This is a genomic window from Pseudomonas putida (assembly GCF_030159595.1).
Lineage (GTDB): Bacteria > Pseudomonadota > Gammaproteobacteria > Pseudomonadales > Pseudomonadaceae > Aquipseudomonas > Aquipseudomonas putida_AC.
In genome coordinates this window covers 486,118-509,203 of sequence record NZ_BSKJ01000003.1, presented here as the reverse complement: position 1 = coordinate 509,203, position 23,086 = coordinate 486,118, and the positions used below count along the sequence as shown (strand labels likewise).

The window sequence follows — 23,086 nt, the reverse complement described above, 5'->3', positions numbered from 1 at the left end:
ATGGCACGCTTCTTCATCGACCGGCCAATCTTCGCCTGGGTCATCGCCATCCTGGTGATGCTCGCTGGCGGCCTGGCCATCTTCCAGCTGCCGCTGGCGCAATACCCCAACATCGCCCCGCCGCAGATTAGCCTCAGCGCCACTTACACCGGCGCCTCGGCAAAGACCATGGAGGACTCGGTCACCCAAGTGATCGAGCAGCAGATGACCGGCCTGGACGGGCTCACCTACATGTCGTCCAGCAGCAGCTCGGCGGGCAGTGCCTCGATCACCCTCACCTTCGAGGCCGGTACCGACATCAACACCGCGCAAATGCTGGTGCAGACCAAGCTGGAACAGGCCAAGGCGCGGCTGCCCGAAGCCGTGCAGCAACAAGGCATCGAGATTCACAACTCGGCCAGCGACTTCCTGATCATCCTCTCGCTGGTGTCGGACAACCCTGACGTCAGCGCCACCGACATCAGCGACTTCATCTCCAGCACCCTGTACGACCAGATCAGCCGGGTCAGCGGTGTCGGCCAAGTCACCACCCTGGGGTCTAGCTATGCCATGCGCATCTGGCTCGACCCGGACAAGCTCAAGCAGTACGCGCTGATGCCGTCGGACGTCAGCAGCGCCCTGGAGGCGCAGAACGTTGACACCTCGGCCGGCCAGCTGGGCGCCCTGCCCGCCCGCGCCGGCCAACAGCTCAACGCCACCCTCAACGCCCGCAGCAAGCTGCAGACCGCCGCGCAGTTCCGCGAGCTGGTGCTCAAGCACAACAGCGCCGGTGCGGTGGTGACCCTGGCGGACGTGGCCCGCGTGGAACTGGGCAGCGAAAGCTATGACGTGGTCGCCGAACACAATGGCCGGCCCTCCGGCGGCCTGGCGGTGAGCCTGGCCACGGGCGCCAACGCGCTGGACGTGTCCGAAGCGGTGCAGGCCAAGCTCGCCGAGCTGGAACAGTTCTTCCCCAGCAAACTGCAGTTGCGCAGTGAAGTGGCCTACAACACCGCGCCGTTCGTGAAAATCTCCATCGAGGAAGTGGTCAAGACGCTGTTCGAGGCCATCGCCCTGGTGGTGCTGATCATGTACCTGTTCATGCAGAACCTGCGCGCCACGCTGATCCCGGCCATCGCCGTGCCCGTGGTGCTGCTGGGGACGTTTGGCGTGCTGGCCCTGCTCGGCTACTCGATCAACACCCTGACGATGTTCGGCATGGTGCTGGCCATCGGCCTGCTGGTGGACGACGCCATCGTGGTGGTCGAGAACGTTGAGCGCATCATGGCGGAAAAGGGCCTGGCGCCTCGCGAGGCGACGCGCCAGTCGATGGGCGAAATCAGTGGCGCGCTGGTTGGCATTGCCGTGGTGCTGTCGGCGGTATTCGTGCCCATGGCGTTCTTTGGCGGCTCCACCGGGGTGATCTACAAGCAGTTCTCGGTCACTCTGGTGGCGGCCATGACGCTGTCGGTACTGGTGGCCATGACCCTCACCCCGGCCCTGTGCGCGACACTGCTCAAGCCCGTATCAGCCCACGGCGAACCCCGTCGCGGCTTCTTCGGCTGGTTCAACCGCCATTTCGAGCGCACGTCCCGGCGTTACCAGCAGGCTGTCGGCAAGGTGCTGGCACGGCCACTGCGCGGCTTGCTGGTGTATGCCCTGGTGCTGGGCGGCGTGGCGCTGATGTTCCAGAAACTGCCGTCAGCGTTTCTGCCCGAAGAAGACCAGGGGATGCTGATGATGCAGATGACCGTGCCGGTGGGTGGCACCGACGAACGCCTGCAGGCGGTGAGCAGCCAGGTGCAGGACTACATGCTGCAGCAACCCGAGGTAGCCTCGATCCTGACCGTGCGAGGCCTGGGCAATGGCGGCAACGCACAGAACTCGGGGCGCGGCTTTATCAAGCTGAAGGACTGGAGCGAGCGCCAGGGCGAGGAACACAGCGCCGCTGCCGTGGCACGGCGGGCCAACATGGCATTGTCGAAGATTCTCGACGCCAACGTGTTCGTCATCGCGCCGCCGGCCATTCAGGGCCTGGGCCAAAGTTCGGGCTTCGATGTGCAGCTGCAGGACCTCGCAGGCCTGGGCCACGCCGAGCTGCTCAAGGCGCGCGACCAGTTCATCACCCTCGCCGCCAAGGATCCGCGCCTGGCCAATGTGCGAGCCCAGGGCCTGGAAGACACGCCCCAGCTGAATATCGCCATCGACGACCGCAAGGCCGGTGCCATGGGCGTTGCCGCCAGTGACATCAACGACACCCTCAGCACGGTGATGGGCGGCAGCTACGTTAACGACTTCGTCGATGCCGGGCGGGTGAAGAAGGTCTATCTGCAGGGCGAAGCCGACAAACGCATGCTGGCCGAAGACATCGGCGACTGGTATGTGCGTAACGACAGCGATGCGATGGTGCCGCTGTCGGCGTTCACCAGCACCTCGTGGAGCACTGCCTCACTGCTGCTGGAGCGCTTCAACGGGTTCGGTTCGTACGAACTGGTTGGCGAACCGGCCAGTGGCGTTAGCTCTGGCGACGCCATGGCGGCGGTCGAGCAAATCATGGCGCAATTGCCGGAAGGCATTGGCTATGCCTGGGCGGGCCAGTCGTACCAGGAACGCCTGGCCGGCAACCAGGCGCCGTTGCTGTATGCCATTTCCATCCTGTTCGTGTTCCTATGCCTGGCGGCGCTTTATGAAAGCTGGTCGGTGCCGTTCGCGGTGATGCTGGTGGTGCCGGTGGCCATCCTCGGCGCGCTGGTGCTGACCGGGCTGCGCAGCCTGGACAACGACGTGTACTTCCAGGTCGGCCTGCTGACCACCGTTGGCCTGGCGGCGAAGAATGCGATCCTGATCATCGAGTTTGCCAAGGAAGGCTACGAACGCAGCCAGGACCTGCTGGCTGCGACGCTAGAGGCCGTGCGCATTCGCCTGCGCCCGGTGCTGATGACCTCGCTGGCGTTCATCCTCGGCGTGCTGCCGCTGGCTCTGAGCAGCGGCGCCGGTGCCGGCGGGCGCCAGGCCATCGGTACCGGTGTGCTGGGCGGCATGCTCGCCGCCACCGTGCTCGGCCTGTTCTTCATCCCCTTGTTCTATGTGCTGGTGCAGCGCCTGGCCGCACGCCGCAGCGCCCCACGCACTGACGTTGTTGCAGGAGAAGCCTGATGCGCCTGTCCCCCCTTCCCTTGGTGCTGGTCATGGCCCTGACCGGTTGCGTCAACCTGGCACCGGACTACCAACGCCCGACCGCCCCCGTTTCCGAGCAATGGCCGGGCACCAGGGCCAACAGTAACAACAGCGCTGACATTGCCTGGCAGGCCTTGTTTGTCGATACCCGCCTGCGCGAAACGGTGGCCCTGGCCTTGGCCAACAACCGCGACCTGCGGGTGGCGGCATTGAACGTCGAGTACCAACGTGCTCAATACCGCATCCAGCGGGCAGCGTTGTTCCCGTCCGTTTCCGCCACTGCCGACGGCACCCGCCAACGCAGCGTGAGCGATGGCAGCAACGCCGTCAGCAGCCAGTACAGCGTTGGCCTGGGCGTGAGCAGTTACGAGCTAGACCTGTTTGGCCGCCTCGGCAACCTCAAGGACGCTGCGCTGGAAGACTACCTGGCACTGGAGCAGACCCGACGCAGCACCCAGATCAGCCTGGTGGCCGAAGTGGCCAGCGCCTGGATGACCCTGGCAGCCGACCAGCAACTGCTGGCACTGGCCCGGCAAACCTACGCCAGCCAACAGAAAACCCACGACCTGGTGCAGCAGAGCCACGCGCTGGGCGGCGAGTCTGGCCTGAGCCTGGCGCAGGCGCTAAGTACCGTGGAGTCGGCACGGGCCGATGTGGCCAATTACCAAAGCCAGGTGGAGCAGGACCGCAATGCCCTGGAATTGCTGGTGGGTCGCCGACTGGGCGACACACTGTTGCCGGGCGATACCCGCCTGGATGCGGCGCTGTTGGTCGGCGTGCCGGCTGGCCTGCCTTCGAGCCTGTTGCAGCGGCGCCCGGATGTGCTGGCTGCCGAGCACACGCTCAAAGCCGCCAATGCCGACATTGGCGCGGCGCGAGCGGCATTCTTCCCCAGCGTCACCCTGACCGCCAGCGGTGGCAGCGCCAGCAGCGAGCTGTCCGGTTTGTTGGGTGGCGGCAGCCGCGCCTGGAGCTTTGCGCCGTCGATCAACCTGCCGATCTTCAATGCCGGCAGCAACCGGGCGGCACTGGATGCGGCCAAGGTCAACCGCGAGATCGAGGTTGCCACATACGAAAAGACCTTGCAGACCGCTTTCAGTGAAGTGGCCGATGCGTTGGCGGTGCGGGGGCACATCAATGAGCGGCTGGATGCCCAGCGTGGCCTTACCAACGCCACCGAGAAAAGCTACGACCTGTCGTTGGCGTTATACAAGCAAGGGTCGGAGAGCTTCTTGGAGGTACTGGATGCGCAGCGCTCGCTGTACTCGGCGCAGCAGACGCTGATCAGCCTGGAGCTGGCCGAGCAGCAGAACCGGGTGACGTTGTACAAGGTGCTGGGAGGTGGGTGGCAGGGTTGAGCTTTGGGGCCGCTTTGCGGCCCAAAGTGCCTGAACGCGGTCAATCGCGCAGGAAGCTTTCCTCGAACGGGTACTGGGTCAACAGCTCATACCCGTCCTCGGTCACCAGCAGCTGGTTTTCCAGCTTGATGCCGTCATGCCCACCCACTTCACCGACATAGGCCTCCACACACAAGGCCATGCCCGGCTGCAGCTCACCTTCGTAGCCATAGGACTCCAGGTCCTCCGGATAACGAATACTCGGATACTCGTCGCACAACCCCACGCCATGGAACATCACACCGTACCGCTGCTCACGGCAACGTTCGGGCAGGCGGTGGCCGTTGCGGGTGAGTTCGGTAAAGCGTACCCCAGGCTTGACCATCTCGGCATTGAAGTGGATGTGCTCGTGAGCGATGCGATACAGGCGCTTCTGCTCGGCCGTGGGCTCCAGGCCACCGCAGATCCAGCTGCGCGACATGTCTACGCAAAAGCCATACACACCAATCAGATCGGTGTCGAACGACAACAGGTCGCCATCGCTGAGCACCCGTGGGCCAGACTCCTGGAACCAGGGGTTGGTACGTGGCCCGGAACTGAGGATGCGGGTTTCGATCCACTCACCACCCCGGCGAATATTGCCGCTGTGCAGCGCCGCCCAGACATCATTCTCGGTAGCCCCCGCCCGCATGGCCTGATGCATTTCCGCAACCGAGGCCTCGCAGGAGGCCACCGCGCAGCGCATGGCCAGGACTTCGTCGGGCCCCTTGATCAGCCGGGCGAACTCGGTGACTTCCTGGCCGTTGTGCACCTGCACTCCCAAAGCGTCCAGGGCGCGCAGTCCGGCCACTTCGATACGGTCCACGGCCAGGCGGCGGTTGTTGCCGGCATGGGTGCGCAGCAGTTCGTCGACCTGGGCGCAAAAGCGCCAGGCGTGCTCGTCGGTGCGGTCGCCGGTTTCAAAGTAGAAGAACGATGCACCACTGCGCAGTTCGCTGACCAGCGGCAAGTGCGCGGACAAGTGGTCGCAGCCGTGGAAGTCCCACAGCACCACATGGCCGCTGGCGGCGACAAAGCAGGCGCGTGCAGGGTTGTGGGTGGTCCAGAGCTGCATGTTAGTGGTGTCGGTGGCGTAGCGGATGTTCAGTGGGTCAAACAGCAGGATGCCGCCCAGGTCGCGGGCCACCAGCTGGTCACGAATGCGTTGCAGGCGAAATTCGCGCATCGTCGGCAAGTGCGGCGCCTGAAGGCCCAGTGCCGCCCACTCGGCGAAGGCCATCGGCGTAGGGCCGATTTCGGTGCGGTCATTGTCATCCACGGAGCCATCGGCCTTGAGCGCGGCGGCGCGCTGGCGGGACGGGTCGATGCGGCGGGTTTGGGCGGGGATCGAGAATGGCGAGGTCATCATGGCTGGCGGTAATCCGTCGGTTATTGTTGTGTGGAAAACAGCGTTCGAATCGGGGGCCGCCACCTGAGTTTAGGAACAGCGGCACGCCTCGATAAGCGACATTTTCCGGGGCAAACCGATAACCGGAGCGTATGAAAGGGCCAGCCGCGCGTGAGGGATCACCCCTTCAATGCAGCCGCTATTTTCGCCACATCGATCTTGCCCATTTGCATCATGGCCTCGAACGCCCGCTTGGCCGCCGCGCGGTCGGGGTGGCCGATGGCCTCGATCAGGATGCGGGGGGTGATCTGCCAGGAAATCCCCCATTTATCCTTGCACCAGCCGCAGACGCTGGCCTCGCCGCCATTGCCGACAATGGCATCCCACAAGCGGTCGGTTTCGGCCTGGTCTTCGGTACTGACCTGGAACGAGAACGCCTCGCAATGCGTGAAGGCCTTGCCGCCATTGAGCCCCACGCAGGGTATGCCCATGACGGTGAATTCGACAGTGATGACATCGCCCTCCTTGCCCGAAGGGTAATCACTTGGCGCCTGGTGCAGCGCGATCACCTTGCTGTCCGGGAACACGCTGGCGTAGAAGTTGGCAGCCTCCTCGGCATCGTTGTCGTACCAGAGGCAGATGGTGTTCTTGGCAGTCATGGCCTTGCTCCATGAAAGGGTGTGAACCCATGAGTCTAGCCGCAACCTTGAACCTGAAAAAAAGGCGCCCCATACGGAGCGCCAAAACATCCACCCAAACCAAAGGAGCGGTAAAGCTACCCAGGTGAATTCACAGGATCGACAACGGGTACTCGACGATCAGCCGCACTTCGTCCAGGTCCGACTCGAAGGCCGTGGCCCGGGTGGTGGCCTGGCGTACACGCAGTGACAGGTCCTTGGCCGCGCCAGTCTGCACCACATACTTGACCTCGATGTCCCGCTCCCAGCGCTTCTGGTCGGTCAGCGGGTTGCCGTCGGCATCGCGGCGCATATAGAAGGCATTGGCATTGGAATAGTCGGCATCGGTGCCTTTGCCATAGCGCGTCATGAACGACAGGCCGGGAATGCCGTAGGCGGCCATGTTCAGGTCGTAACGCAGCATCCACGAACGCTCTTTGGGCGAGTTGAAGTCGCTGTACTGGATGGAGTTGTCGAGGAAGATCGAGTCGGACTGGCGCAGGTAGTCGAAGTCATCGTCACCGTTATTGCGCTGGTGGGTCAGCGCCAGGGTGTGGGCACCGAAGCGCACGCCCAACTTGGCGCTCCAGATGTCGTTGTCGAAGGCGCCCAGACGCTGCTGCCCTTCATCAACCGCCTTGTAATAGTTGAAGCCGCCAATCAGGGCCAGCTCATCGCTCAACGGGTAATTGAGGCTGGTGCCGGCGTAGTACTGGTTCCACACATCCTTGAGCCGGCTGCTGAACAGGCTGACGCTGACGTGTTCGTTGAGCGTGTAGTCACCCCCGCCATAGGCGATCCACGGCGAATCGACCGGGCCGCCGTAGAACGTCACGAAGTTTTCCCGCAGGTCGCTGGATACCGGCTGGCTCATGGCATGCAGGCGCCCGGCCTGCAGGGTGAGGTCCTTGATGCGGGTGTTTTCCAGGGTCACGCCACGGAAGCTTTCCGGCAGCAGCCGTGAATCGCCGGCAGCCACTACCGGGTTGGCCGGGAACACATCGCCCACCTTCAGAACCGTGTCGAACAGCCGAAGCTTGGCCGCGCCGCCAACCTTGGTGTACTCGTCACGGGCCTGGCCGTCGTGGTCTACCGGCAATACATCGAACGAACTGCGCCCGCCGTTGCGACCGCCGCCGGTGTCCAGTTTGAGCCCGAGCATGGCGAACGCATCCAGGCCAAAACCGACAGTGCCTTGGGTGAAGCCCGATTCGAAACGGGCGATGACGGCGTGGGCCCAAGCTTCGGAATAACCGTTGTCAGGTGCCTTGTCCGGGTTATGCGTGGGTGCCGCAGAATCGCGGTTGTCGCGGTTGAAGTAGAAGTTTCGGTTGAGCACGTTCAGCGTGCTGCCTTCGATAAAGCCTTCTGCGGCGTCGTCCGCCGCCAAGGCCAAGTTGCCGACGCCGGATAGCGCCAGGCACGCAGCCAGTTTCAGGGGGGATCTGCAGGTCATCCGATGCTCCTTGAACGTCATCTTTATAGTTGTGTCGGCGTCCCGAGATTGACGGCCGGCAGATAACGCCAAGGTGATCGGCGCATTACAATTGCGTCATCGGCGTGGAAGCGCTCTGGGTCGTGTTCTGCAACATCCTGCAGACATTTCCGACATCAGGTAGTGAACCTGCTGACAAAAAAACGGTCTTTCGCTGACGGTCAACTCACCGACCGGTTCATCGGCCCAGTCACCGGGCCTACTTTTGTCCTGTTTCAGCGAAGACCCAACATGCCCGATTCCCGCCCAACTGCTTCCGCCCTCCCTGCCCTGCGCGGCGGCCTGATTGCCGCTCTGGTGGCGCTTGCCGTACCCGTGCACGCCGAAGAGCCTGCCAGCGACGCACGCTGGGTCAGCGACAGCCTGAGCACCTATGTGCGCAGCGGCCCGACAGATGGCCACCGCATCGTCGGCACCCTCAAGTCCGGGCAGAAGCTGACCCTGATCGGCAGCCAGGGCAATTACAGCCAGGTGCGTGGGCAGAACGGCGACCTGGTGTGGATCCTCAGCAACGACCTGCAGGCCGTGCCAGGGCAGAACGAGCGCCTGCCGCAGCTCGATGCCCAGGTCGCGGAACTGACCGGACAGCTGAAGACCATCGACGACAGCTGGAAGAGCCGCGTGCAGGGCATGCAGGAGACCCTCGACTCACGCAAGAAGCTGAACGACGAACTGGAAGCACGCAACAAGGCGCTGAGCGAGCAGCTTGACCAGAGCCAATCGGACCTGCGCGATACCCAAGCCCGCCTGGGTGACGAGAACAAGCAGGTCATGATGCGCTACATGGTGTACGGCGGCAGCATTGCCGGGGCGGGGTTGCTGGCAGGGTTGATCTTGCCGGCGCTGACTCGGGGTCGGAAGAAGAACGATCGCTGGTTCTGACAGTGGGGCCATCCTGCACTGGCCTCTTCGCGATCCGACTTGCCCGCGAAGAGGCCGGCGAGGACTTACTTGCTACGCGCCTTGTTATAGATAGTCTTGGCTTGGTCCGCCGAGGCCTGGCACTGGGTATAGTCACCCTTGCTCTGAGCATCCTTGGCATTTTGCAGGTGGACTTTGAAGTCATGGGCCATGCCGCCATGCATCGCCTGGCCACTGGCCTTGTGGAAATCCTCAAGTTCCTTGATCTTGGCCTCACAGTTGCCCGCAGGGTCTGCGTGCGCAGCAAAACTGAGGACGGAAGCAATCACCAGCAGAGGTATGCATTTCGTGGATTTCATGGAGCGTTCTCCTGGAAAACCGTAAGGTTCGTCGAGGTCCATTCGGCTCGACGCAGCAAAAAGCATAGTCCGCCCACGCCTGCATCGCACCGCTTCAGCCCAGTGGTCGGCGCTGTAAAAGGGGGCTGCATACTCCCCATATGCCCTCACTGGCGCAACCGCTCCAACGCCTGCAATACATACCGCGTGGCCCGCTCCGCCTGCCCTTCCCGGCAGGCGATGCCCAGCTGCCGCCACAACCCTGGCCGCAATGGCCGGCGCGCAATGCGCCGGTCCAGCTCGGCCGCCTCGCCCTCCTGCGGCAATAACGTCGCCCCGTACCCGGCGCCTACCAGGCTCTTGATCGCATCGTTGTAGTTCAGCTCGATCCGCGGCTCGGGGTATAACCCCGCTACCGCGAACCACTCCCCTGTCACCCGCGACAGCTGGGTGCTGCTGTCATTGAGGATCAATGCCCGCTGCGCCAGCCAGGCCGGCGTGACCTGGGCAGGCGGCTGCCAGTCGGCCGGCACATAGGCCAGGATAGGATCGCGCCGCCAGGGGGTGACTGTCAGCCCCTTGCCGGCCACCTGCGGCAGGGCCACCAAGCCGATATCCAGCGTGCCCTCACGCAAACGCGCCAGTGATGCCTGGGACGTCAGCACCTGCACCTGCACATCGATCCCCGGATGCGCCGCTCGCAGGTGCGCAAGCGCCTGTGGCAGCAAGTGGGCAATGGCACCGGTGGACGCACCCAGGCGTACCCGGCCAGTCAACCCCTCGACCTGGCGGCGTACTTCGTCCAGCGCCAGGTCGGCGTCGGCCAGCAGCCGCCGTGCACGGGCCAGCAGCGTTTCACCGATGGCAGTAGGACGCACCTGGCCGCGGGTACGGCTAAGTAACGGGGCGCCAATGCGTGATTCCAGATCAGCCACATGCAGGCTGATGGTGGGCGGTGCCAGGTTGAGCTGGCGGGCGGCCTCGGCAAAGGAGCCCACGTCACTGATGACCACCAGGGTGCGCAGGCGGTCGAGGCTGATTTCACGCATAGTCTGTGCTGACCTTTTCATTCATCAAACATGAACATCAGCATCATGATATTCAAATTTCCTTTAGTTCAGCCACAGGCGAGCATAGGTCATCCCAACCCTACCGGACCCTGACCATGCACACCCCTGTTGTTTTCATCGACGGCGACCAAGGCACCACCGGCCTGCAGATCCATGCTCGCCTGCAGGGCCGCACCGACCTGCGCCTGCTCACCCTGCCCGAAGCCGAACGCAAAGACCCGCAGCGCCGCCGAGAGGCAATCAACAGCGCCGACATCGCCCTGCTGTGCCTGCCGGACGACGCGGCCCGTGAGGCCGTGGCGGCCATCCATAACCCGCATGTGCGGGTGATCGACGCCAGCTCTGCGCACCGCACCACCCCAGGTTGGGTCTATGGCCTGCCGGAGCTCGACGACCAGCAAGCCGAACGTATCGCCCAAAGCAAGCGCGTCAGCAACCCAGGCTGCTACCCCACCGGGGCCATCGCCCTGCTGCGCCCGCTGGTCAAGGCCGGGTTGCTGGCAGCCGACTACCCGCTGGGTATCCATGCCATTTCCGGTTACTCCGGCGGTGGCCGCGCGGCGGTCGAGCGTCACGAACAACCCGGTACCGGCAAGGCCCCGGCCCTGCAACTGTATGGGCTGGAACTGGCGCACAAGCATGTACCCGAAATCCAGCAGCATGCCGGGCTGTCGGCACGGCCGGTGTTCATGCCCGGCTACGGTGCCTACCGCCAGGGCATCGTGATGAGCATCCCGCTGCAACTGCGCCTGCTGCCCGGCCAGGTCAGCGCCGAACAGCTGCAGGCCTGCCTGGAGCAGCACTACCAGGGCGCCCGCCATGTGCAGGTGATGCCGCTGCATCAGCAAGGCGCAGCCGCCAACCTTGACCCCGAGGCGTTGAACGACAGCAACGACCTGCGCCTGGCGCTGTATGCCAACCCCGATCATGGCCAGGTTTTGCTCACAGCAGTGTTCGACAACCTGGGCAAAGGGGCCTCTGGTGCGGCAGTGCAAAACCTCGACCTGATGCTCGGTGCAATACAGGTACAAGGCTGATACGGCAAAACCGGTTAAACTGTGCAGCCCACGCCTGCCTGGCGCGGGCTGTATACCCACCCGCCGGAGCCCGTCCCCGATGTTCATCCTGAGCCGCCTCGACAGCGTGCCGCCCGAATCTTTCCAGAACCAGATCCGCGAGCTGGTAATCCACAATGTCGGTGACCTGAGCAATGTCGCCATCACCGCCGACAATCCGCTGTACCCGCTGTACCAGTACGGCGTCGGCATGGAAGTGCACCAGTACCTGCAAGCGCTGGATGGCACCCGCGGCCTGGCCGTGGCACTGACCCTGGCACTGGATGCCGAAGCACCGGACCAGTTGCTGGGCTTTGCCCTGTCACTGCCGGCCGAGGACGATGAGCAGGCATGCTCATTGGCATTTCTTGCCGTGCGTGACAGCCACCGCCGCCAAGGCATCGCCCGTGCCCTGCTGGGTGACCTGCAGGCACGCCATGCCTGCGTGGAACTGAATGCCTTTGCCAATCAGGTGCCTTGGTTTGAAGCGATGGGCATGCAAGTGGTGGCTGCCAGTGGGCCGCAGGTGCTGATGAGCAGTACCGGGCTGGCCAGTGGTGCGTTGATCGGGCGGTTGGACATTGCGCCGATTTACCAGACGGCTGAAGTGATGCAGATTCACACCTACCTGCTAAACCAGCAGGGTGAAGATGCAATGATCGAAGCGGAGCAGATGCGGGATGAGCGGCTGGATGAATTGACCGTTCAAGCCCAGGAGTGTGTGCGGCAGCGCAAGACTGTGCATTGATCCGAAGGCCTCTTCGCGGACAAGCCCGCGAGGAGGCCTCACTGGCCCTTCAGCCATGCACCCATCGCCGATGCAGCGCACGCGCCAAGGCATCCAGCACAAACCCCAGCACACCAATCAGCAGCACCATAGCCATCAGCTCGGAATACGCCAATCGGTCGCGGGTATCGAGGATGAAATACCCCAACCCCGCACTCACCCCGAGCATTTCGCACGGCACCAGCACAATCCACAGAATGCCAATGGCCAGACGTACGCCGGTCAGCACATGGCCGATCACCCCAGGCACGATCACCTTGCACAAAGTTTCCCAGCGCGTGGCGCTCAAGCTGCGGCTCAGTTGCAGCCAGCGTGGGTCCAGATGCCGCACCCCTGCCGCCGTGTTCAGCAAAATCGGCCACAACGCGGCGAACGCCAGCAGGAAGTAGATCGGCTGGTCACCCACGCCCATCAACATCACCACCACTGGCATCCACGACAGCGGCGAGATCATGCGCAAGAACTGGAACGCCGGCGTGGTTGCCGCCTCCAGGTGCCGATAGCTGCCCACCAGCAAACCCAGCGGCACCCCAATAAGCAGCGCCAGCAGCAGCCCGACCAGAATGCGCTTGAGGCTGACCCAGATGTGCCCGTAGACCTCGCCCTGCGCCAGCAGCTCGATCAGGCTGGCCAGGGTTGCTGCCGGTGAAAAGCGCGCCGACAGGCCATCAGCCTGGCCGAACACGGCAACACCGGCCCACCACAACAGCAACAAACCCAACAACCCGGCCAGGCCTAGGCCGGCATGTACGACATACATACGCATCAGACCGCGAACTCCTCGCTACGCTCGAAGTTGTCAGCAATACCGAACACCGACGGCCCACCGACCGCAGCGATCGCATTGCGCACGAAGCGGTCGTCGACCAGGTCGCGAGCGGTCTGCGCCGGGTCAAGCCCGGCAAGGAACGCGTTGTCGCCTTCGATCAGGGTGGTTTTCAGGCGCTTCACCAATGCTTCGGTGTAACTGGGGAACGGATACGGCTGGAAGTCGATGCGCTTTTCGTCCCACTGCTGATGGCGGATGGCACCACTGGCAATGTAGCCGGCACGGTCCTCGGCGGCCGGTGCGAGTACCTTGGCCAGCACCGCTGGCTCGTGCGGGGTGTACTTGTTGGGGCCGGCCTTGGACAGCAAGGCGGCGGCTTCGGCGCGATGGTCACGGGTCCAGTGCTGGGCCTTGACGATGGCGTTGACCACCTTCTGCGACCATTCCGGGCGGTTGTTCAGGTCGTGCTCATGCATGAACACCACGCAGCACGCGTGGTTGCGCCATACATCGCCGGTAAAGCGCTGCACGCGGCCCACCTTGAGGTTCTCGGCCAAGGCGTTGAACGGCTCGGCGACGATATAGCCGGCGATACGCTTGCTGGCCAGCGCCGGCGGCATGTCGGAGGGCGGCAGCACCAGCAGGTTGACTTCGGTGGCAGCCAGTTGCGCGTTGGCCGGCTTCGACACCGGCGTCAGGCCGTTGTCGTTGAGCATCTGCTGCAGCACCACGTTATGGATCGAGTACCAGAACGGGATGGCCACGGTTTTGCCGCCGAGCTGTTTCATGTCGGAGATGTCCGGGGCCACGGTCAGGCCCGAACCGCCCACATGGTTCCAGGCCACCACCTTGGCTGGCACCTTGCTGCCGTAGCGCGCCCACACCGTCATCGGCGACAGCAGGTGAATGACGTTGACCTGGCCTGAAATGAACGCCTCTATCACCTGCGCCCAGCTGCGCAGCAGCACCGGGCGCTCGGCCTTGATGCCTTCGGCCTCGAACAGACCATTATTGTGCGCCACCAGCAATGGCGTGGCGTCGGTGATCGGGAGATAGCCAATGCGCACCGGAGCATCCGGCTCGGCGGCAGCACGCGCCTGCAGGCTCGACAGCAATGGCAGCGCACCCGCAGCCGTGAGCATGGCACCGAGCTTGAGGAAATCGCGACGCGAAGAAGAGGAACAGCAATCATCCATGCACATGGACAACCTCCGAGGGCAACGGGTTTGAGGTAGGTTCGACTGTGCGGCTTGCCCGCCGAAGGGTTTTCAGGATTTCGATGCGCAAGGCGCCCAGTTCTTCAACCCGCTGCGCGCGCGGTTGCGGCAGGTCAATGTGCCACTGGCCGAGGATGTGCGCTGGGTGGTTGCCCAGTAGCAGAACCCGATCGGACAACAGCAGGGCTTCGTCGATATCGTGGGTGATCAGCACCGCCGCCGTGTTGTGGGTGGCGATCAGTTGCAGCAGCAGTTGCTGCATGTCGGCCCGGGTCACTTCATCCAGCGCGCCGAACGGTTCGTCCAGCAACAGCACTTCGGGCTGGCGGACCAGACAGCGGGCCAAGGCCGTGCGCTGGGCCATGCCGCCGGACAACTGCGCCGGGTACTGGCCACGGGCGTGGGCCAGCCCCACGGCGGCAATTGCATGGTCGATGCGCGCGCGCCGCTCGGCAACGGCCAACCTGGGCTGGCGAGCGAAATCCAGGCCGAAGGCGACGTTCTTTTCCAGGCTTAACCAGGGCAGCAGGCTCGGGTCCTGAAAGGCCACCGCCAGGCGCGGGTGCGGCCCCTGCAAAGGCTGGCCGTGCAGGCTCACGCTGCCCTTACGCGGCTGCTGCAGGCCGGCCAGCACCCGCAGCAGGCTGGACTTGCCGACGCCGCTGGGCCCAAGAATGCTCACCACTTCGCCCGGCGCCAGCTGCAAGTCGAACTGCGCCAGCACCTGCTGCCAGCCACCCTCGCGCGGGTAACCCAGGCTGATATCGCGGGCTTCGAGCAACACTGAGCTCATGCGGCGCCCGCCTGGCGTTGCAGTTCGGCGCGCAATTGCACCAGGCTGGGCGTGACGATCGGCACGAAGGCCGATTCGCGCCAGCGGCGGGCAAAACCTTCGCCATATTCGCTGAGGTACGCCTTGCCGCCGCTGGCCTGAAGCTCCAGTTGCACAGCGTCGGCGGCACTTTCAGCCAGGGTGATACGCAGCTTGAACAACGCCGCCGGCTGCTGCTGGAAGCGGCCATCGAGAAGGCCCTGTTTGAGCTCGTTGACGGTGTTTTCCAGGCGCTCGCTGAGCACCTGGCGTGCCTCATCAAGGAACGAGGCACGCCCATGCAGGTGTGCCTGCACTTCTTCCAGCGCCCGCCGCGCGAGGCCGATGGCCATGCCGCACTGCAGCGCAAGGAATGCCGGACGCACCCGGGGCAGGAACTCACGGGCGTTTTCATGCAGCAGCCAATCACGCGCCAGCTGCACCTGGTGAAACGCCAACGCCGCTGTGTTACTCGACTGCAAGCCCATCAATTGCAAGTCATCGGAGCGCGCCAGGCCCTGCGCGTCGGAGGGAATGGCCAACACGAACGGCGTACCGCCGGATTCGTCTTCGATGGCCGCCGCCACCACAAAACCGCTCTTGCGCAGGTTGGTCACCCAGTGCAGGCGCCCCTCCAGGTGCCAGCCATCGGCTGCCGGGCGGCCACGCACCTGCAGCGCTTCGATGCCTGAGAGGAACTTCATGGCGTTGGACAGCCCGGTGGCACCGGCCAGTTCGCCAGTCAAAAGGCGCGGCAGCAAGCGCTCGCGCAACAGCTGGTTGGGGCTGTGCAACAGGTATTCGATGAAGGCACGCTGGCCCCAGCAGACGAAAGCTGCGGCCAACGAGCGGCTGGCAATGGCGGCGATGGCCTCTACCGCGTCGGTCACCTGCCCGCCCGTGCCGCCCAGCGCCGGGTCGACACCCATGCGCAGTAGCTGTGATTCGGCGATCTGAGCCAGCACCTGTTGCGGTTCGCACAGGCCCCGGTCAATGGCCTCGGCATTGGCATCCAGCCAGTGTCGAAATGCGCAATCTTGCATGGTCTTGCTCCTTTTGGAACGCCGGGGCCGGCTGGCGGCCCGTTCGCGGCACGAGGCCGCTCCTACAACGACCGCAACAGGGCCGCTATTTCATGCAGTCAGGCAGAAGGCTGCCAGCGGTATTTGCCAAGCTCGTCGTTGAGCGGCGTCTGGGCGAAAACATTAGCAAAGTTGCAGAGGGTTGCGAGGCTGACCCCGAGAATCACTTCCAGTGCGTTGCCTTCGCTGAAGCCGGCTTCACGGAAAGTCTGGTAGGTCGCTTCGCTGACATTGCCACGCGTGGCGATCACTTCGCGGGCGAATGCGGCCAGGGTTTCGTAACGGGCATCGGGCAGCTCGCCACGGGCTCGCAGGGCATCGACCACCTCCTGTGGCAGCTTGGCCTTGTTCAGCGCCACGGCAGTGTGGCCGGCCACGCAGAAGTCGCAGCCATGCTGGGTGGCGGCAATCAGCTGTACCACTTCGCGTTCAGCCAGGCTCAATTCGGACTTGCCGTTGAGCGCCGAAACGGTCACATAGGTTTCCAGCGCCGCCGGCGCGTTGGCTAGCACGCCCAACAGGTTGGGGATGAAGCCTGAGTTTTTCTGGGCATTCTCAAGAAATGGACGGGCTGCTTCCGGGGCGCTCTGCAGGGTGTGTAAAGTAATGCGCGAGGACATGCAGTGGTCTCCTTTGATGGGTGTCACCACAGTCTGTTGGTTATAAGAATTACCCTCCATATTCATCAGTCGCCTTTCCTTGCTCCTGAGTCTTTGTATTAGATGATTTCGTCCAGCCACCTTGTCGATTGGTTATTAGAGGGCCTGGAGCTCGATGCCAGCCTGTTTCATGTCGGCCGCTATTGCAGTGGCTGGCACGCCAGCACCCAGGGCCTGGGACGCGCCAGCTTCCATCTGGTGGTGCAAGGGCATTGCTGGCTGCACATCGATGGCCAGCCGAAACCGGTGCGCCTGGAAAAGGGCGATGCGGTATTCCTGCTGCGCGACCTGGCCTATCGCTTGTCCAGCGACCAGGACCCGGTCGACGCCTGTGCCCAACCGCGCCAGGCCATGCAGGCCCTGGACAGTGAGGCCAGCGACGGCGTTGGGCTGGTCTGCGGCTTCTTCCACTTTCAATCCGGCCTGTCTTCGCTGATTGTCGAGGGCCTGGCTGACTGGATCTTGCTGCGCGCCGAAGACCCCGCCGGCAGTGCGGCGCGGGCGCTGTTCGAGCTGATTCTGGAAGAATGCCGGCGTGCCGCAGGCCCTTCGCAGGCGTTGCTGGAGCGGCTGACGCACCTGTTGTTCCTGTATGTGCTGCGCCAGCAGGTAAATGCCGGGCAGTCTCTGGGCGGGCTGGTCGCCCTCGCCCGCCAGCCGGCGTTTGCCGGTTTGCTGGAGCAGTTGATCGAGCAACCGGGGCAGGCCTGGACACTGGAGAGCATGGCCGCCTGCGCGGGGTTGTCGCGGTCGGCGTTTTTCAAACGGTTCAATGAGCTGGCCGGGCAATCGCCGGGGCAGGTACTGCTGGCGCTGCGCATGCGCCATGCCAGCCAGCTGCTGCGGGCGGGGAATACCGTGGAGCAAGTAGGCGCGCAGGTGGGGTATCAGTCGGTGGCGGCGTTTACCCGGGCGTTTGCCAAGGCGGTGGGGGTGCAGCCAGGCGCTTATCGACGGCAGCACGAAGGGCGCTGATCTGTAGCTGCAACAGCTTCATACTTGGCTGACAGGTATATCCCCGCCACCTTTACCTTCGCGCCGCTCTCCCATCCAGCTATTCACCTGCTGCCCGAACTCGGCCGGCGCCTTGCGCCCGAACCGCCGCGCCAGATCAAGAATGGTCTGCTGGGCCAACGCTTCCTCCATGCGTTTCTGCGCCCCCAGCATCACCGCATGGATCGCACAGGTCCCCTCGGTCGCCCAGCCAGGTGGCGAGCCGTCGAACAGGCTGCAACGCTCACGCACCTCGCGGCAGTCGAAAATCTTCTTCGGCCCGTCGATGGCATTGACGATATCCAGTACCGTGATTTCGTCCGACGGCCGCGCCAGCCGGAAACCGCCGCGTACGCCCTCGGTAGCCGCCACCAACCCGGCACGGGCCAGCTTGGTGAAGACCTTGGCCAGATACTCCTGGGGCACCCCCTGCAACTCTGCGAGGTCGCGCACGCTGGACTCGCGCGAATCACCACGCTCGTCCACCAGGAACAGCAGGCAATGGATACCGTATTCGACGCCAGCACTGTAGAGCGACATATCAATCTCCGACCAATCTTGTCGCAAATAATACGCCGATTACATTGGATGGGCAAAGCAGACAGTTGCCGCCTGTCGGTCCGACCCCTACCTCTAAACCCGTAAATACGGCCTGCTGAGCGCTTTTTAGGCGGCACGAGACACCGGCGTGCTCGGAAAAAGACTTGCAGGGAATAACTACGATCAATACAGTCGTAGTTATTCGAGCGGTATCCACCTACCCTCGAAGCCCTCTTCGAACCCTGCGGAGCACCTACATGAAATCGAACATCCTCATCATTGGTGCCGGCTTTGCCGGTGTCTGGAGCGCCCTGAGCGCGGCTCGCCTGCTTGACCAGGCCCAGCGCGACGACCTGAGCATCAGCGTGCTCGCCCCGCAAGCGGAACTGCACATTCGCCCGCGTTTCTACGAAGCCAACGCGCATACCCTGAAGGCCCCTGTGGGTGAACTGTTCGACGCCGTGGGCGTGCGCTTCATTACCGGCAATGCCGAGGCCATCGATGCCGATGCACGCAGCGTCAGCTACATCGACAGCCACGGCCAGCGCCAGCAAATCGCCTACGACCGCCTTATCCTCGCCGCCGGCAGCCGGGTAGCGCGCCCAGCAGTCCCGGGCCTGGCCGAGCACACGTTCGATGTCGACCAGATGGAGTCGGCCGTTCGCCTGGAGCAGCATCTGACCGGTCTGGCCACCCTGCCCGCTTCGCCTGCCCGCAACACCGTGGTGGTCTGTGGCGGTGGTTTCACCGGCATCGAAACCGCCACCGAAATGCCCAGCCGACTGCGCGCCATCCTGGGTGACGATGTCAGGGTACTGCTGGTTGACCGTGGTGCCAGCATTGGCGCGGCACTGGGTGCAGGCATCAAACCGTCGATCGTCGCAGCATCGCAGCACGCTGGCGTCGAATGGCTGACCGATACCTCGGTGGTGGCTGTGGATGCAGGCGGCGTCACCCTCGACAACGGCGAATACATCGCCAGCAACACCGTGATCTGGACCGTCGGCGTCAAGGCCAGCCCGTTGACCGCGCAGGTTGCCGGCGAGCGTGACAACTTCGGCCGACTCAAGGTCGACGACCACCTGAAGGTGGTGGGCCAGCAGCACATCTATGCCACCGGTGATACCGCCTGGGCGGCCGTCGATGAAATCGGCAACCACGCCCTGATGACCTGCCAGCACGCGATCCCGATGGGCCGCCACAGTGGCAACAATGCCATGGCCGATCTGCTTGGCGTGGCACCGGTGGTGTACCGCCAGCCCAAGTATGTAACCTGCCTCGACCTGGGTGAATGGGGCGCAGCATACAGCGAGGGTTGGGAACGCGAACTGAAGCTGCAAGGCCAGGAAGGCAAAGACCTCAAGCGCCAGATCAACTCGGTGTGGATCTACCCGCCAGCAGCTGATCGTGCCGCAGCCCTGGCCGCTGCCGACCCAATGATTGCGATCGTTTAACAGCAAGATCCTGACAAAACCGTCAATAATCGACGGTTTTGTCAGTCATGCCGTTACATTGTTGGACTGTTCAACAATAATGGCCATATGGCATCATTCAAATCAAAAAAGTATTCAAGAGGGTGAGGCAAACCTACTAATCCGCAGCGCATCAAGAGCCTGGCGCCCTACCGGTGACCCGGCTTTACGACCAAGCTCCTGACGCCTGCACGCCACCGTCAAGGAGCATTCCATGCAGTTACGGAATATGAAGATCGGCATTCGCGCTGCCAGCGTATTTGCCCTGTTGGGCATCCTGGTCCTGTTCATGGGCCTTATCGCACTCTACGAAACCCGCCAGATGGACAAGGCCACCGACGAAATCCGGGTCACCTGGATGCCCGCCGTGGCAGCCCTGGGGGACATCAGCAGCAACCTCGGGCGCGCCCGCGCCGTCACCCTTCGCGCCGCCCTGGACGACAACCCCGCCGAGCGCACGCGCAACCTGCAGATGCTCGAAGGCATCAACACCGAACTCAAGGATGGGGTGAAGGACTACGCCGACACCATCATCGCGGCCGACGACCGCGCCCTGTTCAGCACCTTCAATGAAGCACACCAACAGTACCTCAACCTGCAACTGCAAGTGCTGCAAGACATTGCCGCAGGCCGCATGGACGAAGCCAAGCAGCAGATCAGCGGCCCGCTGACACAGCGCGCTGATACCATGATGAAGGCCATGACCGCGCTGATCGCCTATAACAGCAAAGGTGCCGAAGATGCCTCCCAGCGCAGCAGCGATGTCGCCGACGAAGCGTTCACGGCCATCATTCTTTCGTTGCTGCTAATCATGCTTGCCCTGGCCGCCATTGCCACCGTGCTTACCCGCAGCATCGTGGTGCCGCTGGCCGATGCCGTGGCTGTCGCCGAGCGTGTCGCCACCGGCGACCTCACCCGGGAAATCCGCGTGACCGGCCGCGACGAGCCCGCCTCGCTGTTGCGCGCCCTGAGCCGGATGCAGGAGAGCCTGCGCGACACCCTGCGCAAGATCGCCGCGTCGTCCGACCAACTGGCCTCAGCCTCGGAAGAACTGCACACCGTCACCGAAGACACCAGCCGCGGCCTGCACCAGCAGAGCGCGGAAATCGACCAGGCGGCCACCGCCGTCAACCAGATGACCGCCGCCGTCGAAGAGGTGGCGAACAATGCGGTCAGCACTGCAGATGCTTCCAAAGGCGCCGACCAGACCACCCGCGATGGCCGCGACCGGGTCAATCAGGCGTTGGCATCCATTCAGCATCTGGTGGCTGACGTAACGGGCACCTCGGCCGAAATCGAGCAACTGGCCAGCAATGCCAACGAGATCAGCCGCGTGCTGGATGTGATTGGTGCGATCGCAGGGCAAACCAACCTGCTGGCGCTGAACGCCGCCATCGAAGCTGCTCGCGCCGGCGAGGCGGGCCGTGGCTTTGCCGTGGTGGCGGACGAAGTGCGCGCCCTCGCCCACCGCACCCAGCAATCGACAGCGGAGATCGAACAGATGATCGCGGGTATCCAGAATGGAACCGAGCGGGCGGTGACGGCGATGCACAGCAGCCAGGGGCGTGCCACCAGCACGCTGGATGTGGCGCAAGGTGCTGGTCAGGCGCTGGAAGTGATTGCCGAGGCGATCGCGTCGATCAACCAGCGCAACCTGGTGATTGCCAGTGCTTCGGAAGAGCAGGCGCAGGTGGCGCGGGAGGTGGACCGTAATCTGGTGAACATTCGCGACCTGGCGATGCAGACGTCGGCGGGGGCAAACCAGACCAGTGCGGCGGCGCAGGATCTGTCGCGGTTGGCGGTGGACCTGAATGGCATGGTGGCGCAGTTCAAGGTTTGATCTGAAATAGCTGGGGCCGCGTTGCGGCCCCCGTTACAGCAACGACGCTCTATCAGTCGTTGACACTCACAACCCGCCCCGCCTTCTCGGCAGCCTTGCCCCGCGTCGCCAGGCAATAATACAGCGGCACCGTCACAATCAGGCCGAACAGCCAGGACAAGTCCGCCCCTTCGACAATGTTGGAATACGGCCCCACATACAACGACGTGTTGGCGAACGGCAACTGCACCAGAATGCCGCAGGCATAGGCAATGATCGCGTGGTGGTTGAAACGGCCATAGATGCCGCCGTCAGCACTGAAGATCGAAGCAATGTCGTACTGGCCTTTCTTGATCAGATAGAAGTCGATCAAGTTGATCGAAGCCCACGGCACCAGCACCAGCAGCAGCGCCAGGATCAGGCCGATGAAGTGACCGATGAAGTCCGCCGAGGCATTCAGTGCGACCATCCCGCAACCCACCAGAATCACCGATGCCAGGATCACCCGCACCTTGATGCTCGGCGTCCATTCGGCCATGAAGGTCTGGATCGCGGTGACGATCGACAACACCGCGCCATACAGGTTGAGGGCGTTGTGGCTGATGATGTTGAGCAGGAACAGCACCATCAGGATCGGGCCCAGCCAGCCGGTGGCCTGTTTCACCGCATCCATGGCGTCGGTGCCTTCCGGCACGCACAGCACCGCCACCGCACCAAAGCTGAAGCACAGGATGGTGCCCAGGGTAGCGCCAAAGTAGGTGGCCCAGAACGGCTTGGCGATGCCCACCTCACGCGGCAGGTAACGCGAGTAGTCGGAGGTGTATGGCGAGAAGCTGATCTGCCAGATGGTGCCCAGCGACACGGTCGCAATGAAGCCCGACAGGTTGAACGCGCCACGGCTGAAGAAGTCGGCCGGCAGCGCCTGGGCGAACATCATGATGAAGCCGGCCAGCAGCGCCGACCCCATCACCCAGGTACCGATACGGTTGAGGATATGGATGAAGCGATAGCCGATCACACCAATGGCAGTGGCGCTCAACGCGCCGATCACGATCGCGCCCGGCATCGGCATGCTCGGGGCAATCCCGTGAATGGTCTTGCCCGCCAGGACGATGTTGGAAATGAAGAAGCCGACGTAGATCAGCGCAGTGAAGAACACGATCAGCAAGGCGCCGTAGCGACCGAACTGGCCACGGCTTTGCACCATCTGTGGAATGCCCAGCTGCGGTCCCTGCGCAGAGGCCAGGGCGATGACCACGCCCCCGACCAGATGGCCCAGCACGATGGCGATCAGCCCCCATAACAGATTGAGATGAAACACCTGGACCACCATGGCGCCGGTGACGATGGGCAGTGGCGCAATGTTGGTACTGAACCAGAGGGTGAACAGGTCGCGCGCCTTCCCGTGGCGCTCGGCAGGTGGAACGTAATCGACCGTGTGATTCTCGACAAACTGGTGTTGCGATGACGGTTGGGACATAGGATTCAGCTCGAAAGGTCGTTTTTATCTTTGTAAGGAAACCGCATCCAGGGCGGCCTCTCAGCTGCGGACCATATTATG

The 23,086-nt window shown here is 63.5% G+C and carries 20 protein-coding genes; 8 read left to right on the top strand and 12 right to left on the bottom strand.

Annotated features, from left to right (window positions below; all coding sequences use genetic code 11):
- The gene (locus QQL85_RS09785) at positions 1-3,135 is read left to right on the top strand and encodes an efflux RND transporter permease subunit (protein WP_284355585.1); all 3,135 of its coding nucleotides are present in this window, start codon (positions 1-3) and stop codon (positions 3,133-3,135) included.
- Entirely contained in the window at positions 3,135-4,514 is a 1,380-nt protein-coding gene (locus QQL85_RS09780) for an efflux transporter outer membrane subunit (protein WP_284355586.1), read from the top strand. Before QQL85_RS09785 ends, QQL85_RS09780 begins: the two co-directional genes overlap by 1 nt.
- Before the next feature lie 40 nt (positions 4,515-4,554).
- Here QQL85_RS09780 and dddP read toward each other — a convergent pair whose 3' ends face one another.
- The 3 genes from dddP to QQL85_RS09765 form a co-directional block, all read right to left on the bottom strand.
- The gene (dddP, locus tag QQL85_RS09775) at positions 4,555-5,901 is read right to left on the bottom strand and encodes a dimethylsulfonioproprionate lyase DddP (RefSeq protein ID WP_284355587.1); all 1,347 of its coding nucleotides are present in this window, start codon (positions 5,899-5,901) and stop codon (positions 4,555-4,557) included.
- A gap of 158 nt (positions 5,902-6,059) precedes the next feature.
- Positions 6,060-6,539 carry a VOC family protein gene (locus QQL85_RS09770; RefSeq protein WP_284355588.1) on the bottom strand — a complete coding sequence of 160 codons (480 nt, stop codon included), beginning with the start codon at positions 6,537-6,539 and terminating at the stop codon, positions 6,060-6,062.
- A 130-nt stretch (positions 6,540-6,669) separates the two neighbouring features.
- Positions 6,670-8,013, bottom strand: a complete 1,344-nt coding sequence (locus QQL85_RS09765; RefSeq protein WP_284355589.1) for an OprD family porin — start codon at positions 8,011-8,013, stop codon at positions 6,670-6,672.
- A gap of 270 nt (positions 8,014-8,283) precedes the next feature.
- Between QQL85_RS09765 and QQL85_RS09760 the strand changes: the two genes are divergently transcribed.
- A complete protein-coding gene (locus tag QQL85_RS09760; RefSeq protein ID WP_284355590.1) occupies positions 8,284-8,934 on the top strand; it encodes a TIGR04211 family SH3 domain-containing protein in 651 nt (216 codons plus the stop codon).
- Between the two features lie 65 nt (positions 8,935-8,999).
- On the opposite strand, the gene QQL85_RS09755 is transcribed toward QQL85_RS09760, so the two are convergent.
- Entirely contained in the window at positions 9,000-9,272 is a 273-nt protein-coding gene (locus tag QQL85_RS09755; protein WP_284355591.1) for a hypothetical protein, read from the bottom strand.
- A gap of 146 nt (positions 9,273-9,418) precedes the next feature.
- Positions 9,419-10,300, bottom strand: a complete 882-nt coding sequence (locus QQL85_RS09750; protein WP_284355592.1) for a LysR family transcriptional regulator — start codon at positions 10,298-10,300, stop codon at positions 9,419-9,421.
- A gap of 116 nt (positions 10,301-10,416) precedes the next feature.
- Between QQL85_RS09750 and argC the strand changes: the two genes are divergently transcribed.
- A complete protein-coding gene (argC, locus tag QQL85_RS09745) occupies positions 10,417-11,358 on the top strand; it encodes an N-acetyl-gamma-glutamyl-phosphate reductase (RefSeq protein ID WP_284355593.1) in 942 nt (313 codons plus the stop codon).
- A 79-nt stretch (positions 11,359-11,437) separates the two neighbouring features.
- Entirely contained in the window at positions 11,438-12,124 is a 687-nt protein-coding gene (locus tag QQL85_RS09740) for a GNAT family N-acetyltransferase (protein ID WP_284355594.1), read from the top strand.
- A 49-nt stretch (positions 12,125-12,173) separates the two neighbouring features.
- On the opposite strand, the gene QQL85_RS09735 is transcribed toward QQL85_RS09740, so the two are convergent.
- The 5 genes from QQL85_RS09735 to QQL85_RS09715 all read right to left on the bottom strand — a co-directional run bounded on the left by QQL85_RS09735 (position 12,174) and on the right by QQL85_RS09715 (position 16,662).
- Positions 12,174-12,929 (bottom strand): ABC transporter permease, encoded by a 756-nt coding sequence (locus QQL85_RS09735; RefSeq protein ID WP_284355595.1) that lies wholly within the window; start codon positions 12,927-12,929, stop codon positions 12,174-12,176.
- On the bottom strand, positions 12,929-14,134 hold the full coding sequence (locus tag QQL85_RS09730) for an ABC transporter substrate-binding protein (RefSeq protein ID WP_284355596.1): 1,206 nt from the start codon (positions 14,132-14,134) through the stop codon (positions 12,929-12,931). Before QQL85_RS09730 ends, QQL85_RS09735 begins: the two co-directional genes overlap by 1 nt.
- Positions 14,121-14,942 carry an ABC transporter ATP-binding protein gene (locus QQL85_RS09725; protein ID WP_284355597.1) on the bottom strand — a complete coding sequence of 274 codons (822 nt, stop codon included), beginning with the start codon at positions 14,940-14,942 and terminating at the stop codon, positions 14,121-14,123. Before QQL85_RS09725 ends, QQL85_RS09730 begins: the two co-directional genes overlap by 14 nt.
- Entirely contained in the window at positions 14,939-16,003 is a 1,065-nt protein-coding gene (locus QQL85_RS09720; protein WP_284355598.1) for an acyl-CoA dehydrogenase family protein, read from the bottom strand. The genes QQL85_RS09725 and QQL85_RS09720 overlap by 4 nt, the downstream gene beginning before the upstream one ends.
- Positions 16,004-16,101: 98 nt before the next feature.
- Positions 16,102-16,662: a carboxymuconolactone decarboxylase family protein gene (locus QQL85_RS09715; RefSeq protein ID WP_284355599.1), complete on the bottom strand. Its 561-nt coding sequence runs from the start codon at positions 16,660-16,662 to the stop codon at positions 16,102-16,104.
- Between the two features lie 102 nt (positions 16,663-16,764).
- Here QQL85_RS09715 and QQL85_RS09710 point away from each other — a divergent pair, with 102 nt between their 5' ends.
- Entirely contained in the window at positions 16,765-17,676 is a 912-nt protein-coding gene (locus tag QQL85_RS09710) for an AraC family transcriptional regulator (RefSeq protein ID WP_284355600.1), read from the top strand.
- An 18-nt stretch (positions 17,677-17,694) separates the two neighbouring features.
- Here the strand turns inward: QQL85_RS09710 and QQL85_RS09705 are convergent, their stop codons facing one another.
- A complete protein-coding gene (locus QQL85_RS09705; protein ID WP_060497076.1) occupies positions 17,695-18,234 on the bottom strand; it encodes an RrF2 family transcriptional regulator in 540 nt (179 codons plus the stop codon).
- A gap of 257 nt (positions 18,235-18,491) precedes the next feature.
- Between QQL85_RS09705 and QQL85_RS09700 the strand changes: the two genes are divergently transcribed.
- Both QQL85_RS09700 and QQL85_RS09695 read left to right on the top strand, forming a co-directional pair.
- Positions 18,492-19,688 carry an NAD(P)/FAD-dependent oxidoreductase gene (locus tag QQL85_RS09700; RefSeq protein ID WP_284355601.1) on the top strand — a complete coding sequence of 399 codons (1,197 nt, stop codon included), beginning with the start codon at positions 18,492-18,494 and terminating at the stop codon, positions 19,686-19,688.
- A 232-nt stretch (positions 19,689-19,920) separates the two neighbouring features.
- Positions 19,921-21,546 (top strand): methyl-accepting chemotaxis protein, encoded by a 1,626-nt coding sequence (locus tag QQL85_RS09695; RefSeq protein ID WP_284355602.1) that lies wholly within the window; start codon positions 19,921-19,923, stop codon positions 21,544-21,546.
- Positions 21,547-21,598: 52 nt separating this feature from the next.
- Here the strand turns inward: QQL85_RS09695 and QQL85_RS09690 are convergent, their stop codons facing one another.
- Positions 21,599-23,005: a purine-cytosine permease family protein gene (locus QQL85_RS09690; RefSeq protein ID WP_284355603.1), complete on the bottom strand. Its 1,407-nt coding sequence runs from the start codon at positions 23,003-23,005 to the stop codon at positions 21,599-21,601.
- Positions 23,006-23,086 lie beyond the last annotated feature (81 nt).

Coding starts and splice junctions, on each gene's coding strand:
- QQL85_RS09785 (WP_284355585.1), top strand. CDS start 1: ATGGCACGCTTCTTCATCGACCGGCCAATCTTCGCCTGGGTCATCGCC.
- QQL85_RS09780 (WP_284355586.1), top strand. CDS start 3,135: ATGCGCCTGTCCCCCCTTCCCTTGGTGCTGGTCATGGCCCTGACCGGT.
- dddP (WP_284355587.1), bottom strand. CDS start 5,901: ATGATGACCTCGCCATTCTCGATCCCCGCCCAAACCCGCCGCATCGAC.
- QQL85_RS09770 (WP_284355588.1), bottom strand. CDS start 6,539: ATGACTGCCAAGAACACCATCTGCCTCTGGTACGACAACGATGCCGAG.
- QQL85_RS09765 (WP_284355589.1), bottom strand. CDS start 8,013: ATGACCTGCAGATCCCCCCTGAAACTGGCTGCGTGCCTGGCGCTATCC.
- QQL85_RS09760 (WP_284355590.1), top strand. CDS start 8,284: ATGCCCGATTCCCGCCCAACTGCTTCCGCCCTCCCTGCCCTGCGCGGC.
- QQL85_RS09755 (WP_284355591.1), bottom strand. CDS start 9,272: ATGAAATCCACGAAATGCATACCTCTGCTGGTGATTGCTTCCGTCCTC.
- QQL85_RS09750 (WP_284355592.1), bottom strand. CDS start 10,300: ATGCGTGAAATCAGCCTCGACCGCCTGCGCACCCTGGTGGTCATCAGT.
- argC (WP_284355593.1), top strand. CDS start 10,417: ATGCACACCCCTGTTGTTTTCATCGACGGCGACCAAGGCACCACCGGC.
- QQL85_RS09740 (WP_284355594.1), top strand. CDS start 11,438: ATGTTCATCCTGAGCCGCCTCGACAGCGTGCCGCCCGAATCTTTCCAG.
- QQL85_RS09735 (WP_284355595.1), bottom strand. CDS start 12,929: ATGCGTATGTATGTCGTACATGCCGGCCTAGGCCTGGCCGGGTTGTTG.
- QQL85_RS09730 (WP_284355596.1), bottom strand. CDS start 14,134: ATGTGCATGGATGATTGCTGTTCCTCTTCTTCGCGTCGCGATTTCCTC.
- QQL85_RS09725 (WP_284355597.1), bottom strand. CDS start 14,942: ATGAGCTCAGTGTTGCTCGAAGCCCGCGATATCAGCCTGGGTTACCCG.
- QQL85_RS09720 (WP_284355598.1), bottom strand. CDS start 16,003: ATGCAAGATTGCGCATTTCGACACTGGCTGGATGCCAATGCCGAGGCC.
- QQL85_RS09715 (WP_284355599.1), bottom strand. CDS start 16,662: ATGTCCTCGCGCATTACTTTACACACCCTGCAGAGCGCCCCGGAAGCA.
- QQL85_RS09710 (WP_284355600.1), top strand. CDS start 16,765: ATGATTTCGTCCAGCCACCTTGTCGATTGGTTATTAGAGGGCCTGGAG.
- QQL85_RS09705 (WP_060497076.1), bottom strand. CDS start 18,234: ATGTCGCTCTACAGTGCTGGCGTCGAATACGGTATCCATTGCCTGCTG.
- QQL85_RS09700 (WP_284355601.1), top strand. CDS start 18,492: ATGAAATCGAACATCCTCATCATTGGTGCCGGCTTTGCCGGTGTCTGG.
- QQL85_RS09695 (WP_284355602.1), top strand. CDS start 19,921: ATGCAGTTACGGAATATGAAGATCGGCATTCGCGCTGCCAGCGTATTT.
- QQL85_RS09690 (WP_284355603.1), bottom strand. CDS start 23,005: ATGTCCCAACCGTCATCGCAACACCAGTTTGTCGAGAATCACACGGTC.